Source organism: Acidovorax sp. KNOB132 (genome assembly GCF_057541515.1).
Genome location: NZ_BAAJYT010000005.1, coordinates 29,348 through 53,017, shown reverse-complemented (window position 1 = coordinate 53,017; position 23,670 = coordinate 29,348). Strand labels below are relative to the sequence as shown.

Below are 23,670 nucleotides of genomic sequence, written 5' to 3'. Positions count from 1 at the left end.
ACGCGGGCAATGGGCCGCGGCAGCGCGGCTCAGGCGGCCACGCGCTGCGGGTTGTTGGGGTGCATGGTCCAGTTGGCGTACTCGCCTGTCACCACCTTGCCGGTGCGCGCATCGACCTCGCCAGGCGCGAGGCTGCGCAGCGTGATGCATTCGGGCACGGGGCAGATCGACACGCACAGGTTGCAGCCCACGCATTCGGCCTCGTTCACCTCGAACCGGCGCACGCCGCCATCCTTGGTGAAGGTGATGGCCTGGTGCGACGTGTCTTCGCACACCACGTGGCAGCGGCCGCACTGGATGCAGGCATCCTGGTCGATCACCGCCTTGTCGATGTGGTTCAGGTCCAGCTGCTTCCAGTCCTTGACCGTCGGCACGGCCTGGCCGCGGAAGTCGTCGAGGGTGTGGTAGCCGTGCGCGTCCATGAAGTTGGACAGCCCATCGCACATGTCCTGCACGATCTTGAAGCCGTAGACCATGGCCGCCGTGCACACCTGCACGGTGCCGCAGCCCAGGGCGATGTACTCGGCCGCATCGCGCCAGGTGGAGATGCCGCCGATGCCGCTGATGGGCAGGCCGGCGGTCTGCGCGTCGCGCGCGATCTCGGCCACCATGTTGAGCGCGATGGGCTTGACCGCCGGGCCGCAATAGCCGCCGTGCGAGCCCAGGCCGCCGGTGCTGGGACTCATGGCCATGCGCTCCAGGTCCACGCCCATGATGGAGTTGATGGTGTTGATGAGCGACACCGCATCGGCCCCGCCGGCTTGGGCAGCGCGGGCGGGCTGGCGCACGTCGGTGATGTTGGGCGTGAGCTTCACGATCACCGGCAGCCGGCTGTAGTGCTTGCACCAGGCTGTCACCATCTGGATGTATTCGGGCACCTGGCCCACGGCGGCGCCCATGCCGCGCTCGCTCATGCCGTGCGGGCAGCCGAAGTTCAGCTCGATGCCGTCGGCCCCCACGTCCTCCACCATGGGCAGGATGCGCTTCCAGCTTTCTTCCACGCAGGGCACCATGAGCGAGACGATCATTGCGCGGTCGGGCCAGTTGCGTTTGACGCGGCGGATCTCGTCCAGGTTGGTCTGCAGCGGGCGGTCGGTGATGAGCTCGATGTTGTTGAGCCCGATCACGCGGCGGTCTTGCGACATCAGCGTGGCATAGCGCGGGCCGTTGACGTTGACCACGTGCGGGTCTTCGCCCAGCGTCTTCCAGACCACGCCGCCCCAGCCCGCCTCGAAGGCGCGGGTGACATTGATTTCCTTGTCGGTGGGCGGTGCGGAGGCCAGCCAGAATGGATTGGGGCTCTCGATGCCGAGAAAGCGGCTGCGGATGTCTGCCATGGGAAATGCTCCGGGGGTGCGGGGTGTTGGAGGGAGAAGGCGCCGGCCGTCAGCCGCGCAGCGCCTCGCTGATGGAGAGGGCGGCCACCTTGCCGTGCTCGACCGCCTCGACCGTGAGGTCGCGCCCGCCGGCACGGCAGTCCCCGCCGGCCCACAGCCGCGCCACGCTGGTGCGGCCCATGTCGTCGGTGGCGATGCGCCCGCCCTGCAGGGCCACCGTGGGACCTGCATGCTCGGGCAGGTAGCTCTGGCCGATGGCCTTGAGCACCATGTCGGCCTCCAGCGTGAAGGATTCGCCCGTGTCCACGAGGCGTCCACCCGCCAGGGCCGTGGCCGCGAACCGCATGCCACGCACCACCCCGCCTTCGCTGAGCAGTTCCTTCGGCGCCGCCCAGTGGCGGATGGCAACGCCGTTCGTCTGCGCCCAGCGCTGCTCCACGGCGGAGGCGGACATGCCGTCGGCACCGCGGCGATAGACGATCGTCACCTCTTCGGCGCCCAGCTTGCGCGCCTGCACGGCAGCGTCCACAGCCGTCATGCCGCCGCCGATCACGACCACGCGGCGGCCCACGGGGACGGTCGAAAGGTCCTGCGCTTGGCGCACGTCGGCAATGAAGTCGACCGCGTTGCACAGCCCCTCGACCTGCGGCTCGGCGATGCCCAGCGCATTGACGCCCGCCAGTCCCAAACCCAGGAACACGGCGTCGTAGGCCTGAAGCAGGCTGTCCACGGTGGCATCGCGGCCCAGAACCTGGTTGCAGCGCACCTCGATGCCGCCGATGGACAGCAGCCATTCGATTTCCTTTTGCGCGAAGCCGCCCGTGGTCTTGTAGCTGGCCAGGCCGTATTCGTTCAAACCGCCCAGCTTGGGGCGCGCCTCGAACAGCACCACGTCGTGCCCGCGCACCGCCAGGCCATGGGCGCAGGCCAGCCCTGCGGGCCCCGCACCCACCACAGCCACCCGGCGGCCCGTGGGCGCGGCACGGGTGAACAGGGGCGCGCCCGGGTCGGCAAAGTACGCATCGGTGGCGTGGCGCTGCAGCGCGCCGATCTCCACCGGCTTGTCGTCATGCGAGTTGCGCACGCAGGCCTGCTCGCACAGCACCTCGGTCGGGCAGACGCGGGCGCACATGCCGCCGAGCGGGTTGGCCTCGAGAATGGCGCGGGCCGCGCCGCGGTCGTTGCCCTGTGCGACGCGGTGGATGAATGCGGGAATGTCGATGCCGGTCGGGCACGCCGTGGCGCACGGCGCATCGAAGCAGTAGTAGCAGCGCTCGGCCTCTACCAGAGCCTGCGCCTTGGTGAGCGGCGGATGCGCGTCGCCGAAGTTCACGGCGTAGTCGGCCAGGTTCAGGCGTGCGGCATGAATGCCGCACGCGCGGCTTGCGGTCGTTTCCATCGGTAGTCCTCGGGGCGAAGGGTCAGGGACGGGAGATCAGGGACGGGAAAGGGGCGCGCGAACGCGGCGTGGCGCGTGGGCGTGGCGCTTGCGGCGTTGGCGGGGCCAGGCGCAGGCGGCCGGGCGGCCGCACATCGGAACAGTCTGCAGAGGTTTCATCGGGGGGCCTCGCTGTCGTGGTGCAGGTGTCTTCGGCGGTGCCGTGCCCTGCTGGTTTCAATTTACCAATCAGTAAAAATTTACCAATCGGTAAAATCCCCTAGTGCAAACACCGTGCCAGCGAAAACACCCCGCAGTCGTTCCACAATGGTGCAAATGAGCCCTTCGCCCAAGCCCTCCCGCCCCGCACCTGTGCGAACGCGCACCGCCCTGCAGCCCCCCGCGCCCGATGGAGCGCCCGCCGACCCGGGGCGCCCGCCCACCGCCTCGCGGCTCAAAAAGGAACAGGCCATCCTCACCGAGGCGGAGACGCAGTTTGCGCAGTTCGGTTTCGAGGGCGCGTCGCTGGAGAGCATCGCCGCGGCCATCGGGCTGAGCCGCCACAACCTGCTGTACTACTTTCCGAACAAGGAGGCGCTGTACCTGCGCGTGCTGGACGACGTGCTCAACCAGTGGCTGGCCGGCATGGAAGAGATGTCCCATGGCGATGATCCGCACGAGGCGCTGCGCCGCTACATCCGCGCCAAGCTGCGCTCGTCGCTGGAGCGGCCGAACGCCGCCAAGGTGTTCGCCAAGGAGGTCATCGCCGGTGCGCCGCGCTACGCGGGCGTGATCGCCGAACGCGTGGGCCCCGTGCTCAAGAACGATGTGCGCACCTTCGAGCGCTGGGCGCGCGAGGGCCGCATCGCCAAGGTGAATTTCACCCATCTCATGTTCATCATCTGGTCAGTGACCCAGGCCTACGCGGACCAGCAGGCCCAGTTCGCGCTGCTGCTGGGCAAGCCCGCGCTGACCGAGCGCGACTACGACAAGGCGGAGGAATTGCTCTGCCACCTGGTGCTGCGGGGCCTGGAACCCGGGCCGGCGGCGCCCGCCCAGGACTGAAATCGGGCCGCCGGGCCGCTGGCAATGGCCCGGCCTGGAGGCACCCCGCATCCGGCGGTGCCAAGCGGGTGCGAAAATTCCATCGCTTAGACTTCCCGGCTGCCTGCGCGCACTGCCACGCACCGCTGCGCCCGTCCACCTGCTTCCTATCCGCCCATGGTCAAACCGTCCATTTCCCTTGCTGTATTCGGCATCGCCGTTCTGGCGGCCGTGCTGGCCATCTACCTGCCCGGCTGGAACCATGCGTTGCTGTTCGACGATCTGCGGCTTTCCGACGGCGCGATCTTCGGTAGCTACGGCAGCCTGCTCACCTTCAAGCAGCGGATGCTGTCATATGGCAGCTTCATCTGGGTGGACTCCTTGGCTGGCCCCGGCTGGGGCAAGCAGCGGCTCGTGAACATTGCACTGCATCTGGCCACGGTGGCCGCGCTGTATGCGCTGGTGCGCGACCTGCTGGCCCGCACGCGCTTCCCGGAGGAATTCGAATCGCAGCCGCATTTCGGCCTGTCGCAACAGGCGGCGGTGCGGGTGGGCGTGGCACTGTTCGCGGTCAATCCCATGGCGGTGTATGCCGTGGCGTACCTGGTGCAGCGCTCGATCGTCATGGCCACGCTGTTCTCGGTGCTGGCGTGCTGGTGTTTCGTGCGGGGCCTGTCCGGCCGGGGCGTGCTCTGGTATGGCCTGGCCCTGCTGAGCTACGTGGCGGCGGTGCTGTCCAAGGAACATGCGGTCATGGTCGCCGCGATGAGCGTGCCGCTGTATATCCATGTCCGCCGCCCGAGCTGGAAGACGGTCGCCACGCTGGCTGGCGCATCCGCCGCGCTGATCGCGGTGGCAGCGGTGGTCTTTTTTGGTATCTACGGCGAATTCATCGGCAAGCTCTTCGACCAGCGCTCGCTGGACTTCGCCCAGCAGCTGGAGCGCCTGAGCCCGGGGATCACGCAGCGCATGTACCCGCTCAGCATCCTGAACGAGGCGGCGCTCTTCTTTGCCTACGGGTTCCTGTGGTTCTTCCCCAACGTGATGTGGATGTCGGTGGACCTGCGGCCCGCGTTCCCGCTGTCGTATGCCGCATTCCCGCAGATCCTGGGCATCTTCGGCTATGTGGCGCTGTGGGCCGCCGCGCTCTGGGCCGTGCTGCGCCGCCGCGGGGCGTTGAGCCTCGTGGGCGTGGCGCTGATGTTCCCGCTGCTGCTGTACGTGACCGAGTTCGCGACCGTGTGGGTGCAGGACCCGTTCGTGCTCTACCGCAGCTATCTCTGGGCCATCGCCGTGCCGGTGCTGGTCGCCATCGTGCTGACCGGCTTCAAGCCGAAAACCATTTACGTGCTGGGCTGCATGGTGGGCCTGGTGTTCAGCCTGCTGGCGTTCGAGCGGGTGGAATCCCTGCGGGACGACTACGCCGCCTGGGGCGATGCGGCCGAAAAGATCGACCTGCAGGCATCGCCGAGCGCCGTGGGCCGCTGGCGTCCGTTCCTGAACCTTGGGGCCTACCACCTCGATCGCGGTTCGGTGGCCGAGGCCCAGAAGAGCTTTGCCACCGCCGAGGCGCTGGGATCGCTGCAGGGCTCCGCCCGCTTCAATATCGGCGTCGCGCTGCAGCAGCAAAAGAAGCACACCGAAGCCTTGGCGGCCTTCGCAGAAGCGGAAAAGCAGGGATTCACCGACCTGCCGCTGTACTACCACCGGGGCGAGTCCGCCTTCGCGCTGGGACAGTTCGCCGCGGCGTACGACGCCTTCACCCAGGGCATGACACGTGCAGCCGAAGGCGTCACCGACAAGGAGGTCGAGCGCATGCGCGAAGCCATGCGCATGCGCCGCGCCGAAGCCGCCATCGGCGCACAGCGGTACGACGACGCCATCAGCGACTTCAGCACCTTGATGAAGGCCACGCCCAACAACCAGCGGCTGATGCTGGGCCTCGGGATGGCGCAGGTCGGCAAGGGCGACACGAAAGCGGCGATCGCGCTGTTTGATCAGATCATCGCCCGCACCCCCAACGCGGCCGCGGCCTACTACGGGCGGGCCATGGCCCACCGCACGGCCGGCCGCCTCGACGACAGCCTCAAGGACCTGGACCGCGCCATCGCGATCGATCCGCGCAATCCGCAGTACCCGCAGGTGCGCGCCCAGGTGGCGGCCCTAAAGAAGTAATCTGCGGCAGAAAGAACTCCGTGGCACTGCGCGTCCTGCACATCGGCAAGTTCTTTCCGCCCTACCTGGGCGGCATGGAAGTGTTCCTGGCCGACCTCATCGAGGCCCAGCGGGCCCAAGGCATCGAGGCGTTCGCGCTGGTACACGGAACCCCACTACCGGACGACCCGCCCTGGCTGGTGCGGGTACCGGTGCAGTTCAATCTGGTCTATGCCCCCATCGCCATCGGCTTTCGCTCGGCACTGGGGCGGGCGATCCGGCGCTTTCAGCCCGATGTGCTGCACCTGCACTTGCCCAACAACTCTGCGCTGTGGGCGCTGACGCTGCCTGCGGCCCGCAAGGTGCCGTGCGTGGTGCACTGGCATTCGGACGTCGTCGTCTCGGACATCAAGCTATCCGTGGCGCTGGCGTATTTTCTGTACCGCCCGTTCGAGCACGCGGTGCTGGACCGGGCGCAAATGATCTTCGCGACGTCGCCGCCCTATCTGGAGGCCAGTGCGCCCCTGCAGCCGTGGCGCAGCAAGTGCGAGGTCATTCCCCTGGGCATCAACCTGCGGCGCCCGCCCCCGCCCGCCACCTTGCGCAGCGAGTTGCAGTGGGGCGCGAAAACGCAACTGCGGCTGCTGTCCATCGGCCGCCTCACCTACTACAAGGGGTTCGAGACGCTCATCAAGGCGGTGCAGGCCATGCCAGGAGTGGAACTGGTGATCGCCGGCGAGGGCGAGTTGCGGGTGTCGCTGGAATCCCTGATCCGGGACACCACGCCCGCCGGCCGTGAACCTGCAGTGCGCCTGGTCGGCTCGGTGCTCGATGCGGAAAAACACGCCTTGCTGGAAGGCTGCGACGTCTTTTGCCTGGCGTCGCGCGAGCGCACCGAGGCGTTCGGCATCGTGTTGCTGGAGGCCATGATGCACAAGCGCCCCTGCGTGGTGACGGACCTGCCCGGCTCCGGCATGCCCTGGGTGGTGGCCTACGCCCGTGCCGGGCTGCATGTGCCCATCGAAGACGTGGAGAGCTGGCGCAGTACCCTGGCGCGCCTGCAGCACGACACGCGGCTGCGCATCCAGTTCGGCGAGGCGGGCTACCAGGCGCTGCTCCAGCATTTCGACATTGCCCAGTGCGAACGCGCACTGGCGCACCAATACCAATACCTGGCCCTGGGCAGCACGCCAGCCGCGCCCAATCCACGCGTGCTCGTGGTGATCTCCACCCGCAACCATGCGGCAAGCATCCAGCACCTCATCCAGCGCGTTCGCGCGCTGGTGGGGGCCGACGTGCTCGTGGTGGACAACCGCAGCAGCGATGGAACCTGCCATCTGGCGGAGAGCGCGGGCGCGTGGGTACTGCGCCCACTGCTGGCCATGACCACCTGGGGCAGCCTGCAGACGGGGCTTCGCTACGGGCTGTCGCGGGGCTATGACGCAGTAATCACCATCGATGCGGACGGCCGCTATGAGGTGGAAGAGATCTCCAGCCTGCTGTCCCGCCGCCAGGACGGCGATGTGGTGGTGAGCCATTTCGCGACCCGAACCAGTTGGGCGCGCCGTTTGGCGTGGGGCTGGTTCCGGTTCCTGACGGGGTTTGCGCTGCACGACTTCGTGTCCGGCTTTCGCCTGTACAACCGCAAGGCCCTCGAAGTGGCGGTGTCCACCGAGGCCACGCTGCTCGACTATCAGGACATCGGCACCTTGCTGCTGATGCGGCGTCAGGGCCTGCGCATCAAGGAAGTCGCCTTGCCGATGCACACCGCCAAGGTAGACCGGTCGAAGATCTTCCAGTCCTGGGCCAATGCGCTGCGATACGTTGCGGTGTCGTCGCTGCTGTGCATCGCGCACTGGCGAACCCGCGGCTCGGCCGACTGAGCCCAGGACCTATCGCAGGATCGCCTGCATTCGGTCGATGAAGGCGGCTTCGGTGAATCGCCGGGCGCGTTGCCGGCATTGTGCAGAAAGTTTCTCGCCATGGATCTGCTCAATCCGTGCCACGGCGTCCATCACCGCCTGGGGGGCGGGATCGGGTGCGATGAGCACCCCCGTTTCGCCGGGCAGCACCGTTTCCAACAACCCCCCTTCGGCCACACCGATCACGGGTTTGCCTGCAGCCATGGCCTCCACAGGCGACATGCCAAAATCCTCGTCCACCGGCAGGTAGATCACGCAGCGAGCGTTGCCTACCCAGCGCCTCAGCGCCTCATCGGCCTGCCAGCCGGTGAACCGGATGTTGGGAGCCTCTCCCGCGATCGCTTTCAATCGCTCCAGCTCCGGCCCGCCAGAGAGCACCACCAGGGAGCGCTCGGGCATCTGAAGGAAAGCCCGCACGATCACATCCACCCGCTTGTTGGGCACCAGTCGTGCGGTAGAGAGGTAGTAGCCTTCATCGGCCAAAAACCGAAAGTGCTGTGTGGCCACAGGGGGGTAGACCACCTCGGCATCCAACCCGGTATACCGCTGGAGCCGTGCGCGAACATTCTCCGAGTTCACGAAAATGCGGTCCATGCGCCCGATGGCCGCCTCGTACTGCGCCCGGAACCAACGCACGAATACCGCATAGAAAGGCCGGAGCCAGAACGGGAAGCCTGCCAGCGTGCTGTCGTACAGATCGTAGGCGAATCGGGGAATCGTGTGGCAATAGTAGAGGCGCCGGCCAGATCGCTGCTGGTAGACCGCCAGCGGGGCATAGAAGCCGCTGTAGAGCACGGTGTTTGCATTCTGCAACCGCTCGGCCCGGAACCGGAAGCACCACAGGCTCTCCAGAATACGCGGCAGCCGCGCAGACCAGCCACCCTGCAACTCCTGCACCTTGGCGGCAGAACCATCCAGCAGGGGTTGGGCCTCCGGATAGCAACGGCTGACCAGGGTCTGGAATTCCGGAAACGCCTCTGCCAGCGTGAGCGTGACACGCTCCGCGCCTCCGGCCACCTGCATGAAGTCGTAGAGAAGGTAGTTTTTCATGCCAGCAACATCTCCAGACGGGCCAGCATGGTCTGGGCGCGCGTACTCCAGTCATGGGCTTGCACGAAGTCTTTCGCGAAGCTCGCAGGGCGGGCACGCGCGCTCTCCCGGGCCTGCACGATGGCATCGGCGAATGTCCGCGCATCGTCGCCATAGCAGGCCAGATCACCCATTCCGTGGCGCAAAGCGCCCAGATCGGTGCTGGCCACGCCCAATCCGGCTGCGATGTATTCATAGAACTTCAGAGGGCGCTCGACATAGCGCATGCGGCCCTCGGCCTCGCGAAAAGGAATCAGGCCCACTTCGTGGCTTTGCAGAACCGCTGGCAGCTCAGCGCGGCCCACGTGGCCGCGCCAATGCAGGTTCGCAGGCCATCCTTTCTGCTCCGACGCGCCGGGCGCATAAACCCCGAAGGTCCAATCGGGCAGCAACCGCGCGGCATGGCACAGCAAACCGATGTCCAGCCAAGCCGTCAGCCCACCGACATAGACCGCGCTGCGCGGCTGCCGCACCACCGGGCTTTGGGACTCAGGCACCAAGAGCCGCGCCTCCACCCCATTGGGAATGTGCACCACCTCACCCTGCGGATTCAGCGCCCGGGCATATTCCGCCAGGGGTTCGGAGACGGCCCACACTTCATCGAACTCAGAGCCGCCCACCATGGATTCGAGCGCGTTGACGAGCACCGGATGCAGATCGCGGGCGAACCCCTGCGGCCAGTCGTTGAGGCGACAGACCTTCGCGCGGGCTTTGATCTGGCGCATCAGCAACATGTTGGGGGCCACGTCGGCAATACATGCATCGAAAGGCACGCTGCCCAGCAGGGCCGGGCACCGTTGACCGTACGCTGCCAGTTGCCAGGGCCAGCGCAGAAAAAGCCGATGCGCGGGAAACATCGACTGAAGGCTCCATTCGGTGAGGCCTTGAGAAATACCCACCGAGCGCTGCCGCAGCCCATGCCCCCATGCTCTCGCCAGCCTGGCATGGCGCTGGCGCCCCACCACATCGACGGGCGACGAGAGCGTGGGCACGTAGTCCACCGACCAACCCTCCGCCGCCAGCGCTTGCGCAAGATGCTGCGAGCCCACCTTGGTTCCGCCGTCGATGAACGACTGGGTGCCTAAAACAAGTGCGCGCATGGGGTCAGTGGACCGCGCTTGCACGGCCGGCCAGAAGGCCATCCACCTCGTCACGAAGCCATTGGCGGGTGGCCGCCGCATTGAAGCGCTGGCTGGCCGAGTCCGAAGCATGCTTCATGGCATCGATGTCTTGGGGCGTGAGGCGCGAGAGATGCGCGGCCAGGTCTGCTGCTTCGAAACTGCCGCTGACCACGCCGCAGCCAAGCTCCGTCACCAGGGCCTGCATTTCCGGCGAAGGACCGATGGCAATGGCCAGGCGTGCCTGCATGAATTCGAAGAATTTGTTGGGCAAGGCATGCAGGTAATTGAAATTGGTGGGCGGCAGCAGGAACAGGCCAATGTCATAGCCGTTCGTGTGCACCGCGATATCGCGCATGGGCACGGGCGGAATGAACCGGATGCGCGCGTGCCGAGCGGCCCGTTGCTTCAACGCGGCCAGGTAGGCCGGATCTTGCTCCACCAGCATCAGGTCGAGGCTGAAGCGATCGTCCAGATGGTCCATGAGATCGATCATCACCTCGATCTTGCGCGAGGCGATGGCTGCACCGTGGTGGATCAGCCGAATGCGGTCGGCGCGTGTCGGCTGCACGGGCAATGCTTGAGGCTCGGGGCAATTGGGCATGACAGACGCCGGCACGCCATAGCACCGCTCATACTCCCGTGCGATGCCCGCGCACACGGTGCTCATGCGCGCCACACGCGGTAGCGCTTCCCGGCAGGTGGCATCGAAAAAAGGCCCCAGCAGCATGCGCCACGCCCAAAGGTCCTCGAATTCGCGGGGCGCATATTCGTGCGCGTCCAGCCACACCGGGGCTTTGCCCGCCAGCCGCAACGCCATGGGCAAAGCCATCACGTCGTTGGCCAATACCAGGTCGAAGTTGGCCGGCACATGCGCGGCGGCCTTCTCCAACGCAAGAATCTGGGGGTGCTGGCAGTAATAGGCGTCATAGCGGCGAAAGGCCAAACGCAGCGCATTGCGTAAAACCCCCATGCGGCTCGCACGCGGCTGCTCCACGGCAGTGAAATGGCGCACCCCGGGCGGGCACGCACCAAAGCCCATCACATGGACATCATGCGCATTGCTCAGCGCCTCGTACTGGCGCATCACGCGGGGGTCGGACGCGATGGGCGAAAGCGACAACAGCAGCAGACGGGCCACAGTCACTCAACCCGCGAAATGCTGCGCATACCAGCGCGTGAAATTGATCCAGCGCCAAACCTGCCAACTGAACGGCCGCTGTCCCGCGACGACCTGATCGAAAGCCTTCAGCACTTCGTTCTGGTGTAAGAACGGCAAATTCAGCGGATACCGCAGCCACCCCCGCACCTGCGGCGCCATCTGCAAAAGCCATGCTTGTTCGGGCGTGGCAAAGCCGATCTTGTCCCGGCGGTTCAGAATCTCATCCGGCACGAGGCCCCGCATGGCGCGGCGCAGCAAATGCTTGGTTTCGCCCTGGGGCGACACCAAGTATTCCTCCGGCAACGTCAACAGAAAGTCGGCCAGCTCCGTCGTCAAAAAGGGCACCCGGCTCTCCACTGAAAATCGCATGGAATTGCGGTCGCCGTGGCGCAGAAGCCCGGGGAGACCGACGCCGTGAAGCGAGCGGGCCAGCTCAGCCACCATGCGGCGTTCTGAAGCAGTTTGAGACGGCAACTCCCGCGGAAACCGCAGGGCCACACCGGCGTCCGCCAGAACATGCGCGTCAATCCACGACGGGCTGGCATCGGCCCCGTTCATGCGGCGCAGAGCTTGGTAGGCCGCGTCAGAGGTGTATTCGGCAACGGCGGCCTTCAGGCCGTCCAAGCCCGCTCGGCCAGGCCATCGCCCCCATTTGCCCAGAAACGAAAGTGCACCGAGCCAATGCCCACCATCCAACAAACTGCGCACTCGCGGTCCTGGGTAACCCACATAACCACCGCACAGTTCATCCGCACCCTGCCCGTCGAGAGTGACGGTCATGCCGTGATCCCGCGCCAATTTGAAAACCCGGTATTGGGCGTAGATGCTCGTGCTGCCGAAGGGCTCGCCTTGCGCCGCGATCATGTCGTCGAGGTCGGCGGCCAGTTCACTGGGAGCAATGCTGACTTTGTGAGCCACCGCGCCGACCTGGGTGTTCACTTGATCGACCCAGCACTCTTCGGATACTGCGCTGCCAGAAGCGATAAAGCTGAATGTGTGAATGGGCACATCAGGTTCGAGGTGGCGCATGCACCCGACGATGGCCGAGGAATCCAGTCCACCAGACAGTGCCGCGCCGAGAGGAACATCACTGCGCAAGTGCAGGCGCACGCTGTTCAACAAATGATTCCTGAGCCCATCCGCAGCATCGCTAAATGCAATAGGTTCTACCGGTGTGATCTTTGGTGCCCACCAAGGCTTTATCTGCAAGACATTGGACCGCAGGTCATAGGCGAATTGGTGACCTGCAGGCAAGGCCAGGACGTCAGAGAAGAATGTTCGCTCCCCCGCGTCGTAATTTCCGTGCACAAGATAATCGTAGGAGGTCTGTAAATCGAGCTTCGGCGCAGTGGAACGCAGCGCTTGAACCGCAGGGATCTCGGACGCAAAAACGAAACTGGCACCGCTGGTGCTGTAATAAAATGGCTTAATCCCAAAGGCATCACGAGCGCCGTATAAAGTACCTGTTTCGCGATCGAAAATGACGAAGGCAAACATTCCAACGAAGCGCGTCAACGCTACTTCACCCCAATGTGCCCACGCTTGCAAAAGCACCTCGGTATCTGACGCAGAGCGAAACCGCCTCCCAACGGCTGTCAATTCAGATCGAAGTTCCTTGTAGTTATATATTTCGCCGTTAAAAACCAGTGTGAATCGATCATCAAGCGAATTCATCGGCTGAGCGGCAGCCTCTGTCAAATCAATAACGCTGAGCCGCGTATGGCCCAACATCAAGGTTTTTTCACACCATTGGAATTGAAATGTGGAGCTTCTATCCGGACCTCGGCGCTTTAGAAGTTGCAAGCTACGCTGCATGCGCTCAGCGGCAAATGCTGTCGTATCGGAGAGCGCCAAACCAGCTATACCACACATAATTACAACCAGTGCTCGCGTCTTGAAGGAAATTTACCAGGGTTGATTAATTTAACTAATTTCATCGAATCAATCAAAATCACGCTCATCACCATTGCGTGGCCATTCTTATTTTTTATTCATAGGCTTTGCAGGGTTTCCAACTACAACACTGTTTGCCTCCACATTTTTAAGGACTGTAGCGCCGATACCAACCACTGCATCTGGCCCTATGTCAATCTGATTCATCAACGCAGCATTAGGAGCGATCCAAGCCCGAGCGCCAATGCGAACGCCCCCACTAACCTCCGCACATGCAATCACAAAAGCGTCTTCACCAATGTAAACGTTATGTGCAATATGGACGTGATCATCTATTTTGCAACCATCCGCTAACGTAGTAAGTCCAAGGGTGCCTCTGCAAACGGTCGTTAACGAGCCCACCTCAACATTGTTGCCAATTTTCACGCTGCCCACATGGGGTAATCGCACTGCCCGCCCAACGGAATCACGCTCGAAACCGAATCCCTCCTCCCCGATCACCGCGCCTGATTTGATGGTGCAAAAATCACCGATCACGACCTCTGGGCCAATCACTACATTATGGGCAATAACAGAGCCTTGACCGATAGAAACGCCATCACCCAAAACCACGTTACGACCTATTTTGGCAGATGGATGAACGGCTGGAGCCACCACGCTCCATTCGAATCCCACTTGATCTTCCAAATAAGCGAGTGCCCTGGCAAAATCAAGCCTGGGGTTATCTGAAAATATTAATGAATGTCCCGATGCGGCGTCATCCTTGCGGCATAGCAGCGCTACGCCAGGAGGGGCCTTTTTGACCCAATCCGCATTCTTTGCAAAAGAGAGATTGCCGGTCTTGGCGTCAGAAAGTGCTGCAACAGCGTTGATGAAAATATTTTCGCCAACAAAGGGTAAATGAAGAGCCTTTGCAATTTCAGCCAACTCAATGGAATTTTTTAACTTTCTACCCATCTGATCACCTCAAATGCTTCTGCGAAATCCAAGCCCGCCTGACTACCGCGCTGAATAGCCAAGCTATTAATTAAATCGGAAAAATTTGGCGCACGAAAGGCCTGCGATTTGTATGCAGCAATCGATGCGACCTTGGCATCCAAACAAATACGATCAACGCCGTTGAAAAAAGTCAGATCGATCCGACGGTTGTTCCAGGGTATCTCGTAGCCAAGAATGGTACATCGCTTGAACGCTCGGAAAGCCTCTTGACTGATGACCTCATGGTCCTGATGCGTATCGAACGAGCTGGGAACCACCACCACATCGGGTTTGATCTGCTTGCGCAGTCCAACCATGGTTTCCAAAATTTCTTGGCGATCCCGAGGGAAGTGTCGAACTCTGAAAGTAAAAACCTTCAGGTTTTCAATCGATATGCCCAAGACGGCGATGGCATCCACAATTTCTTTGCGCAAGATGTCTGGAGGTAATCCGTCAGGCACGGACTCTTCGGCAGCCGAAAATGCCGCGTAGTGAACCGTATGTCCCTCTTTGATCCATTTCACAATGGAGGCCCCACACCCCCATTCACCGTCGTCGGTGTGAGGACCCAAAACCAGATATACCTTTTTACGCATTCGCTCGCCTCATGAAACTTGCAATCGATAAATGAAGAGCAATCAGGCCCCAAACAAAAAGACGATGATTCTTTTCACCTGACAGATGTTCTCGCCAAATTCTGAAAGCCACACCAATGTCCAGATAATCACGCAGAGGAGAGCTTGATCCAAGCACCTCGCCTTCAATCCAGCCACTCAAGTCTCGTCGAAACCAAGTTTCAAATGGAGGCGAAAACCCTTGCTTGCGTCCACCGGAAATAGCCTCTGGTACATAGGGTGACAACACTTCACGAAGAATTTTTTTCCCGGTTGCATAATGGGGCATTACAGATACACCCGCACTACCATATGTGCCTTCAGAGGCATTAGCCTGCATCGAAACTTTCATTTCAGCAGGAATGGTGAACGCAAGATCAATGATGGAGTTATCCAAAAGGGGGACCCGAACCTCCAAGCCATGGGCCATGCTTGCCTTGTCTTCAGAGATGAGCAGCCCATGCAAAAAAGTCTCCAATTCGAAAATAAGGGAGGCATCAAGAAATTGATTACCTGAACCCTCGACACGCTTTCGTGCGCTATCCATCAATTCCCGAAAAACTGCTTGCGGTTGATATTGCTTATTTTCAGTGACACCGACCAATGCACGAAGGTCATTCGCAGACACCATGCGGTTCCAATAGCCGTAGTATGAACCAACAAACTCATCCCAATTGGAAGAAGAAACAGCGGGCTGGTACCTCCAGGGATATCCGGCAAACAACTCATCCCCTCCAGTACCCGAGAGGCAAACTTTCGTGAATTTCGCAGCTAACCGAGAGACGCAAAAATTAGGAAAACTCGACCCAACACGAGGTTCCTCTGCATGCCAAGCCCACTCATGCATATCGGCGAGAAAATCATGCTCCCCTAGCACTGTTTCGTAATGTTCGCTACCTATCGTCGCGGCGACAGACTCCGCGCTGAGCCTTTCATCAAACAACTGCTCGTTGGCCGTCACACCTTCAAGCATGAAACCACAAGTGAATGTTTTGATTCGATCGAAATTTTTTGAAGCAATGGCCGCGATTGCACAGCTGTCGATTCCGCCGCTCAAAAAAAGAATTGACGGGAACATCTGCCTGCGTCTGGTTGCTGACCGCCGATCGCAACGCAATATGAAGGCTGGTTTTAATGTCTTGCGCAGAGGCTTTGCTAGGCAAAAATGAAGCCTGCCAGAACTTCCTCATGCTCACGGTCAGCGCACTCGAGTCAATACGCGCAATAGACCCTGCGGGAAACAACTCAACTTTATTAAAGAGGGTTCTCTCCTGAAAATTATTCTGGAAAGTGAGATATTCAAGAAACGAATTTTGATCAACGCGAAGCTGAACAAAACCAGAAGCTGCTAGCGCTTTTATCTCAGAACCAAAAATTATCCGCCCTGCCTCACGCGCCCAGTACAAAGGCTTAACGCCCAATCGATCCCTTGCCAGCAATACGCACTGCCGACGCACATCATGAATGGCAAAAGCAAAAATGCCATTGAGCTTTTCAATGAATTGCTCACCCCAATGATCATAAGCGGAAAGCAAAACTTCGGTATCCGAAGACGTCTTGAATGACACCCCTTTACTTAGTAATTCATTGCGGATATCTTTGTAATTATAAATTTCGCCATTGAATACAATGATCGCTCCGGTGGCATGACTCCGCATGGGTTGATTGGCATGCACCGAGAGATCAACGATTGCTAGCCGCGCATGCGCGAGCCCAACTGAGTCTTTAATTGCCACCGAGTGTCCGTCAGGTCCTCTATGGAGCAATGATTCGATCATGCGAGACATGCGACTTCTTTTGTCTGCTCCGAGTCTTCAGAAATGATGCCTGCTATTCCACACATGATTTTATTGAGCGTTAGCTACCGCTTTAGGAACGAAATTGATATCCGAGATTTTTTCGTAGCAAGCTAAAACCTTCGGGGATTCATTCGACCAAAGATATTTATGCCTGGCAGCCAAAACGCTCGAACGGAATCGCTCTGGTCCTTCAGGGTGATCAAACATCGCTTTAATCAGCCATATGTAAGAATCAACCTCTTTCAGCAGCGTCACTATTCCAAGATCGTCCTCTTCAACCGCCTTACGAACATTCACTAAATCGCTGCTCGCAATAATAGGAAGACCCGCCACTACGAATTCATACAATTTATTGGGAGAGGCTATTTGCGCATTGAAATTGGTCACTTGATACGGCATGACTCCAACATCAGCAGATGCCAGCCAATCATTCACCTCGTCCCAGGGTATTTCCAGAATGTAATGAACTCGGTGATGCACCCCAAGACTGCGAGTCATCTGCTCGTAGTAGGGCACATCCTTTTTATAAGTGATGAATCCAATATGAATATTTTCGTCACAATGGACAAGTGCTTGAACAAGAGGGTCGACATTTCTGACGGGATTGATACCGCCTTGAAAAACCATGATACGTACGGTTTCTGGAAGGGCGAAAGTTTCATGCCATTTCTTCTTGCGCTCTAGCGGATCAAAATTAGGTGGAGATTCCGTTGCATTGGTGACAGGGATGGCATTTGAAATTCCATATTCCCTGCACAGGACATCCACACATTGTTGATTAACACTAATTACCGCATCAGCACGCCCAATCAGCCTGCGCTCAAGATTCAGGAGTTTTATTTTTTGCTTTTCATCAGAAAAATATTGAAAAGGATACAACTCATGAGCGTCATAAATAAGCACTGCTTTCAATTGCTCAGCAAGTTGACATCCCATTTCAAGATTGGGCAAATCATGCGCGTGAACAATGTCAGGTTTTAAAGCCATGGCATACGTCTTCAGCTTGTATTCCCAGCTATTTTCATCGTCTGCTGGAGAATCACCAAGTTTCTTGGCCGGATTCTTAATCAGGTAAAATGCCAGCGTAAAATATGGCGCCACAAAATCAAATCTGAGTATCCCCATGTAGACCAACGGCTCAAAAGCCCGACCAAGCCATCGCTTGAGAATCGGAAGGCGTAGTCTTAAGACATGGGCGAGTGCCGGAGGCCATGCAAGCGCATAGCCAATGGAATTGAGCAGCGTGGGCTGACTTCCACGGATTTTCTTCTCCACCGTGTAATTACCAGCGCACCTGATCCAGGATTCGATTTTCTGGCGTGCGGCTTCTCTTCTTCCTGCCGGGCTTTTAGGATCTGAAATCGCCTCTTCTTGTGAATCGCAAAATCTTCTGACCTCAATGCCGTGTACATTTTCTACAGATGGCTTTTTCCCATCGCCACGCGTGGCCAGATAAACTGTATAACCACTTTCCACAAGACTCTTGCCCTCGAGAACAATTCTTCGATCAATGAGCATCGGTTCATGATCAAGCATCAATACAGTTTTTCTCATTACTCCTACTCCCACACTCTCATTTTTTATTTATCGAAGCCAGTGCTCGAACCACTCTCAACTGATCTTTTTGATCAAGGTAGGGGCCCATCGGAATACTAAGAACTTCTGCTGCAAGCCTGTCACCTACCGGTAACTTTGCATCGGGCTGACTACCGCGGGTTGCTTGTTAAGAGGGATTGGATAGTGGACTGCAAATGGAATCTTTTCTTCAGCCAACACTTGCTGAGCCAATTCTCTGTTCTCAAATCGCACGGTATATTGAGCCCACGCACTTTTGCATTCTGGCGCTATATAGGGTGGGCAGATCCCGATCTCACTGAACATTTCGAGATAGCGGTAGGCCACACGTTGCCTCTGATCCATCTCTTCATCGAATACTTTTATTTTTTCAAGCAAAACGGCTGCCTGGAGTGTGTCCAAACGGCTGTTGACGCCGACTCGAATATGGTGATACCGCCGATCTTGGCCATGCCTTGAAATGTGCCGCATCGCCAAAGCCAGATTTTCATCATTGGTAAAGATCGCACCGCCATCGCCATAGCATCCCAATGGCTTACTCGGAAAAAAGCTAGCGCATGCAATGGTCGTCAAGTTGCAACTTTTTTCTCCATGATAAGTTGCGCCGAAACTTTGCGCTGCATCTTCAATCACCGGAATTTGATGGCGTGCAGCAATTTCGTTGATTGCTTTGTAATCTGCACACTGCCCATATAGGCTGACTGGAATAATTGCCTTCGTACGAGGAGTAATTGCCGCTTCTAGCAGTTCAGGATTTAAATTATAGGTATCTGGCGATACATCCACATAAACAGGTTTAGCACCCAGAAGGGCCACCGTTTCAGCCGTGGCAATGTAGGTGAATCCTGGCGTGATGACCTCATCACTTGGCCCAATACCCAATGCCATCTGGGCGATCTGAAGCGCATCGGTTCCATTGGCGACGGTAATGCAATATTTTGCCCCCGTATAGCTCTGCAACTGTTCTTCCAGTTCGTTGACTTCTGGCCCCAATATATATTGACCGTGATCCAGTACTTTCTGAATTCGCGCGTCAATATTATTTTTCAAGCGCTGATATTGCGCCTTCAAGTCGATGAATTCCATTTAACGCCCTCCTAGTCGTTATTGATTGGTGCGACAGAGTTGATCGCCGTTAAGGGTATACACACCACCCTCTTCTGGACACTCCACAGCAGCATTTCCTTCCAGAGGAAGATTAAGGCGCTCCCCTCGCTCACTCATCCATCCAATTTGGCGTGCAGGAACACCGGCCATAAGCGCATAGGGCTTCACATCTCGATTGATGACAGCCCCAGCCGCAATAAAAGCATAGGTACCAATCGTAATACCACAGACCACTGTGGCATTGGCTCCTAATGTGGCACCTTGACGAACAATGGTCTTCCTATATTCATTTTTTCGCACCACCGCACTGCGGGGATTATAAACATTGGTAAAAACAACACTTGGCCCACAAAATACGTCGTCCTCCAACACCACGGCGTCGTAAACGCTGACGTTATTCTGTACCTTGACGTTATTTCCGATCAGCACATCATTGCCGATATATACATTCTGCCCAAAAGAACATCCATTACCGATCCGGGCTCCCGCTGAGATGTGCACCCAATGCCATATTCTGGTGCCAGCGCCTATGTGAGCACCGTCGTCTATGATGGCAGTCGGGTGAGCGGTATAACATGCTGCTTTCAAGTAATGGCTCCCTATAGGCACTTAACTTGCATGGTATGCAGCCAAGCAATCTTCAATATTTCCTTGCATGCGAATTTGCCCCTCATTCAGCCATATGCCTTGATTGCAGAACGTTTTCAAAATGGGGTCGCTATGCGAGGCAAGAACCAAAATCCTGACCTTGCTCATCATCTTTTCCAAACGGCCACGCGCCTTGTCTATGAATTGCGCGTCGCCTACTCCGATCATTTCATCCATTAATAAAATATCTGGAGCGATGGCGGTAGAAACAGCAAATGCCAAACGGAGCAGCATGCCAGATGAATAGGTCCGCACAGGCAAGTGAAGGTAGTCACCAAGTTCGGTGAATTCCTCAATATCAGGGACCAGCGCTTTTGCTTCTTTACTACCGATGCCCATGACTACGCAACGCGTGGCGATGAACTCGTAACCACTGGCGTCAGGGTCCATGCCCAGCATCAGGTCGATCAGCGAGGATACATTTCCAGAGGCCCTCAGTACACCAGAGGTAGGCTCATAAACGCTGGACAAAACCCTCAACAGGGTGGACTTACCCGCGCCATTGCGGCCGACAAGCCCCATCCTGTCTCCATCTTTGAGCGATAAAGTAATATCGCGCAGGGCACGCACTGCAATGGCGCCGCCACCAATATCCTCGATCCGTCCCCTATGCCCTTGGGCTTTTCCCAGAAGGGTATTCAACAGGCCGCGGGACCTTGAAGAAAACAGTGGGAAATCAACGTTAACCTGCTCCAGTTCAATGCTTGCCATGCTCAGAGCCAATATACGAGCCTGCGGCGGCTCTTCAGGAAAATAGTAAAGAAAGCGATCAACAGCAGGATAAAGGTACACCCTGCCATCAAATAGCTGTAAATGCCTACGGATTGGCCTAATACCGGAGCGCGTACCAATTCAAGAAAGGCAGCCAAGGGATTGATATGAACGATCAACTGGGCCCGCTCACTCAACTGCGATGGTTGCCACATGACTGGCGTGAGGAACATAGCGATCTGCATCAAACTGGTAACTATCATCGGTATATCGCGAAAACGCGCGCAAAGTGCACCCAAAACGCACGATAGCAGCGATGCACACAGGATCGTAAAAGACAATCCCAAGATGAAGTGCATTACTTTGATTTCATTCAAACCACCGAAAGCAAAAAGCACGATCATCGCGATAGGAATGTTATGTCCCATCATCAATAGATTTCGCCAAATTACCCGAAGGCCGAACGCCGTTTTAGGGTAAGGGGTCTGCTTTAAAAATGCACTGGCCGCCATGAATGTTTGGCAGCTGTCCGATATGGATTGCGAAATGAATAGAAAAAGAATATGGCTGACGCAAAAAAAAAGGCAAATACGTCTGAATATCGATCTTGAAGACCTGAGAACCGATCAATCCAAATGCGCCGATAAAAATCGCGGTATTGATCGAAATCCATATCGGACCGAGAAACGAGCGGCGATATTGTTTCAGAATATCTTCCAGGCCCAGGTGCAGCCAAAAACGCCAAAGCCTGAGGGCTCCCCGGACATCCCCTAAAAGCAATTGCAGTTGGGAAAGCGGCTTCAAACCAGAAGCTTGCATGCTCTCAATACCCCTTGTTGCGCACGAAGGGATGCACACGCTCATCCCTATCGGCCGCAATGGACGCGCTGCGAATCACGTCCACCGTTTCGATGCAATGCCGCGCATCCGCCAAGCCGTACCCTCGGCCCGCCAGGATTTCGCGGTAACTGGTAGTGTGCAGATCGGTGAAGCCTTCGGAAAACTCGAGTTGCTCACCGCTGACATCGATGTTCCGGTACGTGGGCTTCTTGCCTTTGACTTCTTCCGGTAGATCGTTGGCATCGATGGACAAAAACCATCGCACCCGGGCGCGTTCGTATTCCAGATAGCCGGCGGCCTTCGTTTCCTCACTCAGGTGGATGCGATTGTCCTGAAGCTTGCCGAAGATGAAGTGCAGCATGTCAAAGAAATGCACGCCGATGTTGGTGGCCACGCCAAACGATTTGCGCGGGTCGCCCTTCCAGCTCTCCAGGTACCACTTGCCGCGCGATGTGATGTAGGTCAGTTCGACATCGAATTTGGTGTCCTTGGGTGCCGCGGCCACTTTGTCGCGCAGCTTCAGGATCGCTTCATGGTGGCGCAACTGGAGAATGTTGAATACCCGCCGGCCCGTTTCCTGTTCGATGCGCGCCAGTTCGTCCATCAATTGCGGCGTGGGAACGAGCGGTTTTTCGCAGATCACATCACATCCCAGGCGCAGGCCAGCAGCGATGTGGGCATGGTGCAGGTAGTTGGGCGAGCAGATCGACACGTAATCGAGTGCGGTGGCTGGATCGCGCTTGAGCTGGTGCGCATGCTCCGCAAACCGTTCAAACTCGGTAAAGAAGTCGCTCTGCGGCGAAATGCTGTCGATGATGCCGACCGAATCGTTGATGTCGTAAGCCACGGCCAGATGGTTGCCGGTGTCCTTGATGGCACGCATGTGGCGCGGCGCGATGTAGCCGGCGGCGCCGATGAGGGCGAAGTTTTTCATGGCGGATCCGAAGGGGAGAATTAGAGGCGAAAAACGGTGAAGCCGGCTTCGGCGGCCTGCCCGCGGTGGTAGAGGCTTTTGACGTCGGCCAGGACAGGCTGTGCGCCACGGCAGTACGTGCGAAGCTCCGCGGGCGTGGCCTGACGGTATTCGTTATGGCCGACCGCCACCACCAGGGCATCGACCGGATGGTCGGCATCGACACGACCCAACGCCAGGCCGTACTCGTGGTCCACCTCTTGTGCGCTGGCCCAGGGATCGGCGATCACCACGTCCGCGCCCCACGCCAGGAACTCGCGCACCATGTCCACGACCTTGCTGTTGCGGATGTCCGGGCAGTTTTCCTTGAACGTGATGCCCAGGATGCCGATGCGGCAACGGGGCACGTCCATGCCGTTCTTGAGCATGAGACGAATGGTGTTGCGCGCCACGTAGCGCGCCATGTTGTCGTTGATGCGCCGCCCGGCCAGGATGACCTGCGGGTGGTAGCCCACTTCCTCGGCCTTGTGGGTCAGGTAATAGGGGTCCACACCGATGCAGTGGCCGCCCACCAGTCCCGGCCGGAAGGGCAGGAAGTTCCACTTGCTGCCCGCGGCCTCCAGCACGTCGAGGGTGTCGATGCCCAGCCGCTCGAAGATGACGGACAGCTCGTTCACCAAGGCGATGTTCAAGTCGCGCTGGGTGTTTTCGATGACCTTGGCCGCTTCGGCCACTTTCAGGCTGCTGGCCTTGTGGGTGCCGGCCGTGATGATGCTGCCGTACAGCGCATCCACCGCGTCGGCCACTTCGGGGGTGCTGCCGCTGGTGATCTTCTTGATCTTCGTGAGGGTGTTGACCCGGTCGCCCGGATTGATGCGCTCCGGGCTGTAGCCGCAGAAGAAGTCCGTGTTGAAGGTCTTGCCGCTGAGCCGTTCGAGCACCGGCACGCACACTTCTTCGGTCGCGCCAGGGTACACGGTGGATTCGTAGATGACCACGGCGCCGTCCGGCATGACCCTGCCCACCGTTTCACTCGCCTTGACCAGGGGCGTCATGTCGGGGCGGTTGGCCTTGTCCACCGGGGTGGGCACCGTCACGATGAAGACCTTGCAATCGCGCAGGTCCTCCGGGTTGGCGCTGTATTGAAGATGGCTGGCGGCTTGCAGGTTTTCCGGGGTCACCTCCAGCGTGCCGTCCTCGCCCGATTGCAACTCGGCGATGCGTGCGGCATTGATGTCAAAGCCGATGACCGGCCGCTGGCGGCCGAACTCCACCGCCAAGGGCAGGCCCACGTAGCCGAGCCCGATCACGGCAATCCTTGCTTGTTCTAGATTCATGTTTTTATGTTGGAAGAATGGGGAGGGTCAAGTGCAGGTGCCGCACTGCTC

19 protein-coding genes and 2 pseudogenes are annotated in these 23,670 nt (G+C 58.9%); 3 read left to right on the top strand and 18 right to left on the bottom strand.

What is annotated here, in order from left to right:
- Positions 1 to 29 precede the first annotated feature (29 nt).
- The gene (gene preA, locus AC27IO_RS01890) at positions 30 to 1,337 is read right to left on the bottom strand and encodes an NAD-dependent dihydropyrimidine dehydrogenase subunit PreA (RefSeq protein ID WP_284429889.1); all 1,308 of its coding nucleotides are present in this window, start codon (positions 1,335 to 1,337) and stop codon (positions 30 to 32) included.
- Positions 1,338 to 1,386: 49 nt separating this feature from the next.
- Positions 1,387 to 2,736 carry an NAD(P)-dependent oxidoreductase gene (locus AC27IO_RS01885; RefSeq protein ID WP_284425965.1) on the bottom strand — a complete coding sequence of 450 codons (1,350 nt, stop codon included), beginning with the start codon at positions 2,734 to 2,736 and terminating at the stop codon, positions 1,387 to 1,389.
- A gap of 315 nt (positions 2,737 to 3,051) precedes the next feature.
- Here AC27IO_RS01885 and AC27IO_RS01880 point away from each other — a divergent pair, with 315 nt between their 5' ends.
- The 3 genes from AC27IO_RS01880 to AC27IO_RS01870 all read left to right on the top strand — a co-directional run bounded on the left by AC27IO_RS01880 (position 3,052) and on the right by AC27IO_RS01870 (position 7,796).
- Positions 3,052 to 3,780, top strand: coding sequence for a TetR/AcrR family transcriptional regulator (locus AC27IO_RS01880; RefSeq protein ID WP_487088013.1), 729 nt, complete (start codon positions 3,052 to 3,054; stop codon positions 3,778 to 3,780).
- 156 nt (positions 3,781 to 3,936) lie between these two features.
- Positions 3,937 to 5,934 carry a tetratricopeptide repeat protein gene (locus AC27IO_RS01875; RefSeq protein WP_498736971.1) on the top strand — a complete coding sequence of 666 codons (1,998 nt, stop codon included), beginning with the start codon at positions 3,937 to 3,939 and terminating at the stop codon, positions 5,932 to 5,934.
- 20 nt (positions 5,935 to 5,954) lie between these two features.
- Complete coding sequence (locus tag AC27IO_RS01870) at positions 5,955 to 7,796, top strand: glycosyltransferase (RefSeq protein ID WP_498736969.1); 1,842 nt, start codon at positions 5,955 to 5,957, stop codon at positions 7,794 to 7,796.
- 9 nt (positions 7,797 to 7,805) lie between these two features.
- Here the strand turns inward: AC27IO_RS01870 and AC27IO_RS01865 are convergent, their stop codons facing one another.
- From AC27IO_RS01865 to AC27IO_RS01790, 16 genes and pseudogenes are all read right to left on the bottom strand, one after another.
- A complete protein-coding gene (locus AC27IO_RS01865) occupies positions 7,806 to 8,885 on the bottom strand; it encodes a glycosyltransferase (RefSeq protein ID WP_498736967.1) in 1,080 nt (359 codons plus the stop codon).
- Positions 8,882 to 9,658 (bottom strand): glycosyltransferase, encoded by a 777-nt coding sequence (locus AC27IO_RS01860; RefSeq protein ID WP_498736965.1) that lies wholly within the window; start codon positions 9,656 to 9,658, stop codon positions 8,882 to 8,884. Before AC27IO_RS01860 ends, AC27IO_RS01865 begins: the two co-directional genes overlap by 4 nt.
- A 370-nt stretch (positions 9,659 to 10,028) precedes the next feature.
- The gene (locus AC27IO_RS01855; protein ID WP_498736963.1) at positions 10,029 to 11,189 is read right to left on the bottom strand and encodes a glycosyltransferase family protein; all 1,161 of its coding nucleotides are present in this window, start codon (positions 11,187 to 11,189) and stop codon (positions 10,029 to 10,031) included.
- Positions 11,190 to 13,076, bottom strand: coding sequence for an asparagine synthase (glutamine-hydrolyzing) (gene asnB, locus AC27IO_RS01850; RefSeq protein ID WP_498736961.1), 1,887 nt, complete (start codon positions 13,074 to 13,076; stop codon positions 11,190 to 11,192). It abuts the gene before it with no gap.
- Positions 13,077 to 13,184: 108 nt separating this feature from the next.
- The gene (locus AC27IO_RS01845) at positions 13,185 to 14,024 is read right to left on the bottom strand and encodes an LpxD N-terminal domain-containing protein (protein WP_498736959.1); all 840 of its coding nucleotides are present in this window, start codon (positions 14,022 to 14,024) and stop codon (positions 13,185 to 13,187) included.
- 14 nt (positions 14,025 to 14,038) lie between these two features.
- The gene (locus AC27IO_RS01840; RefSeq protein WP_498736957.1) at positions 14,039 to 14,671 is read right to left on the bottom strand and encodes a PIG-L deacetylase family protein; all 633 of its coding nucleotides are present in this window, start codon (positions 14,669 to 14,671) and stop codon (positions 14,039 to 14,041) included.
- Positions 14,664 to 15,767 (bottom strand): asparagine synthetase B family protein, encoded by a 1,104-nt coding sequence (locus AC27IO_RS01835; RefSeq protein ID WP_498736955.1) that lies wholly within the window; start codon positions 15,765 to 15,767, stop codon positions 14,664 to 14,666. The genes AC27IO_RS01840 and AC27IO_RS01835 overlap by 8 nt, the downstream gene beginning before the upstream one ends.
- Positions 15,655 to 16,479: pseudogene (locus AC27IO_RS01830) on the bottom strand (asparagine synthetase B family protein); the annotation flags it as partial. The gene AC27IO_RS01835 and the pseudogene AC27IO_RS01830, both read right to left, overlap by 113 nt.
- Before the next feature lie 57 nt (positions 16,480 to 16,536).
- Positions 16,537 to 18,042 carry a glycosyltransferase gene (locus AC27IO_RS01825; RefSeq protein ID WP_498736953.1) on the bottom strand — a complete coding sequence of 502 codons (1,506 nt, stop codon included), beginning with the start codon at positions 18,040 to 18,042 and terminating at the stop codon, positions 16,537 to 16,539.
- Between the two features lie 19 nt (positions 18,043 to 18,061).
- A pseudogene (locus AC27IO_RS01820) lies at positions 18,062 to 19,149 on the bottom strand (DegT/DnrJ/EryC1/StrS family aminotransferase).
- An 18-nt stretch (positions 19,150 to 19,167) separates the two neighbouring features.
- Complete coding sequence (locus tag AC27IO_RS01815) at positions 19,168 to 19,758, bottom strand: acyltransferase (protein ID WP_284410897.1); 591 nt, start codon at positions 19,756 to 19,758, stop codon at positions 19,168 to 19,170.
- 21 nt (positions 19,759 to 19,779) lie between these two features.
- Positions 19,780 to 20,529 (bottom strand): ABC transporter ATP-binding protein, encoded by a 750-nt coding sequence (locus tag AC27IO_RS01810; protein WP_284410893.1) that lies wholly within the window; start codon positions 20,527 to 20,529, stop codon positions 19,780 to 19,782.
- A gap of 2 nt (positions 20,530 to 20,531) precedes the next feature.
- Positions 20,532 to 21,065 carry an ABC transporter permease gene (locus AC27IO_RS01805; RefSeq protein WP_498736990.1) on the bottom strand — a complete coding sequence of 178 codons (534 nt, stop codon included), beginning with the start codon at positions 21,063 to 21,065 and terminating at the stop codon, positions 20,532 to 20,534.
- Complete coding sequence (locus tag AC27IO_RS01800) at positions 21,001 to 21,348, bottom strand: hypothetical protein (protein ID WP_498736950.1); 348 nt, start codon at positions 21,346 to 21,348, stop codon at positions 21,001 to 21,003. The genes AC27IO_RS01805 and AC27IO_RS01800 overlap by 65 nt, the downstream gene beginning before the upstream one ends.
- A gap of 4 nt (positions 21,349 to 21,352) precedes the next feature.
- On the bottom strand, positions 21,353 to 22,303 hold the full coding sequence (locus AC27IO_RS01795) for a Gfo/Idh/MocA family oxidoreductase (RefSeq protein WP_498736948.1): 951 nt from the start codon (positions 22,301 to 22,303) through the stop codon (positions 21,353 to 21,355).
- 20 nt (positions 22,304 to 22,323) lie between these two features.
- The gene (locus AC27IO_RS01790) at positions 22,324 to 23,619 is read right to left on the bottom strand and encodes a nucleotide sugar dehydrogenase (protein WP_317352733.1); all 1,296 of its coding nucleotides are present in this window, start codon (positions 23,617 to 23,619) and stop codon (positions 22,324 to 22,326) included.
- Positions 23,620 to 23,670: the final 51 nt, after the last annotated feature.

What these genes read in the sequence shown, in the direction of transcription:
- AC27IO_RS01800 (WP_498736950.1), bottom strand. Translation starts at nt 21,348, where the DNA reads ATGCAAGCTTCTGGTTTGAAGCCGCTTTCCCAACTGCAATTGCTTTTA.
- AC27IO_RS01885 (WP_284425965.1), bottom strand. Translation starts at nt 2,736, where the DNA reads ATGGAAACGACCGCAAGCCGCGCGTGCGGCATTCATGCCGCACGCCTG.
- AC27IO_RS01840 (WP_498736957.1), bottom strand. Translation starts at nt 14,671, where the DNA reads ATGCGTAAAAAGGTATATCTGGTTTTGGGTCCTCACACCGACGACGGT.
- AC27IO_RS01865 (WP_498736967.1), bottom strand. Translation starts at nt 8,885, where the DNA reads ATGAAAAACTACCTTCTCTACGACTTCATGCAGGTGGCCGGAGGCGCG.
- AC27IO_RS01825 (WP_498736953.1), bottom strand. Translation starts at nt 18,042, where the DNA reads ATGAGAAAAACTGTATTGATGCTTGATCATGAACCGATGCTCATTGAT.
- preA (WP_284429889.1), bottom strand. Translation starts at nt 1,337, where the DNA reads ATGGCAGACATCCGCAGCCGCTTTCTCGGCATCGAGAGCCCCAATCCA.
- AC27IO_RS01875 (WP_498736971.1), top strand. Translation starts at nt 3,937, where the DNA reads ATGGTCAAACCGTCCATTTCCCTTGCTGTATTCGGCATCGCCGTTCTG.
- AC27IO_RS01880 (WP_487088013.1), top strand. Translation starts at nt 3,052, where the DNA reads ATGAGCCCTTCGCCCAAGCCCTCCCGCCCCGCACCTGTGCGAACGCGC.
- AC27IO_RS01795 (WP_498736948.1), bottom strand. Translation starts at nt 22,303, where the DNA reads ATGAAAAACTTCGCCCTCATCGGCGCCGCCGGCTACATCGCGCCGCGC.
- AC27IO_RS01790 (WP_317352733.1), bottom strand. Translation starts at nt 23,619, where the DNA reads ATGAATCTAGAACAAGCAAGGATTGCCGTGATCGGGCTCGGCTACGTG.
- AC27IO_RS01835 (WP_498736955.1), bottom strand. Translation starts at nt 15,767, where the DNA reads ATGTTCCCGTCAATTCTTTTTTTGAGCGGCGGAATCGACAGCTGTGCA.
- AC27IO_RS01810 (WP_284410893.1), bottom strand. Translation starts at nt 20,529, where the DNA reads ATGGCAAGCATTGAACTGGAGCAGGTTAACGTTGATTTCCCACTGTTT.
- asnB (WP_498736961.1), bottom strand. Translation starts at nt 13,076, where the DNA reads ATGTGTGGTATAGCTGGTTTGGCGCTCTCCGATACGACAGCATTTGCC.
- AC27IO_RS01860 (WP_498736965.1), bottom strand. Translation starts at nt 9,658, where the DNA reads ATGTTGCTGATGCGCCAGATCAAAGCCCGCGCGAAGGTCTGTCGCCTC.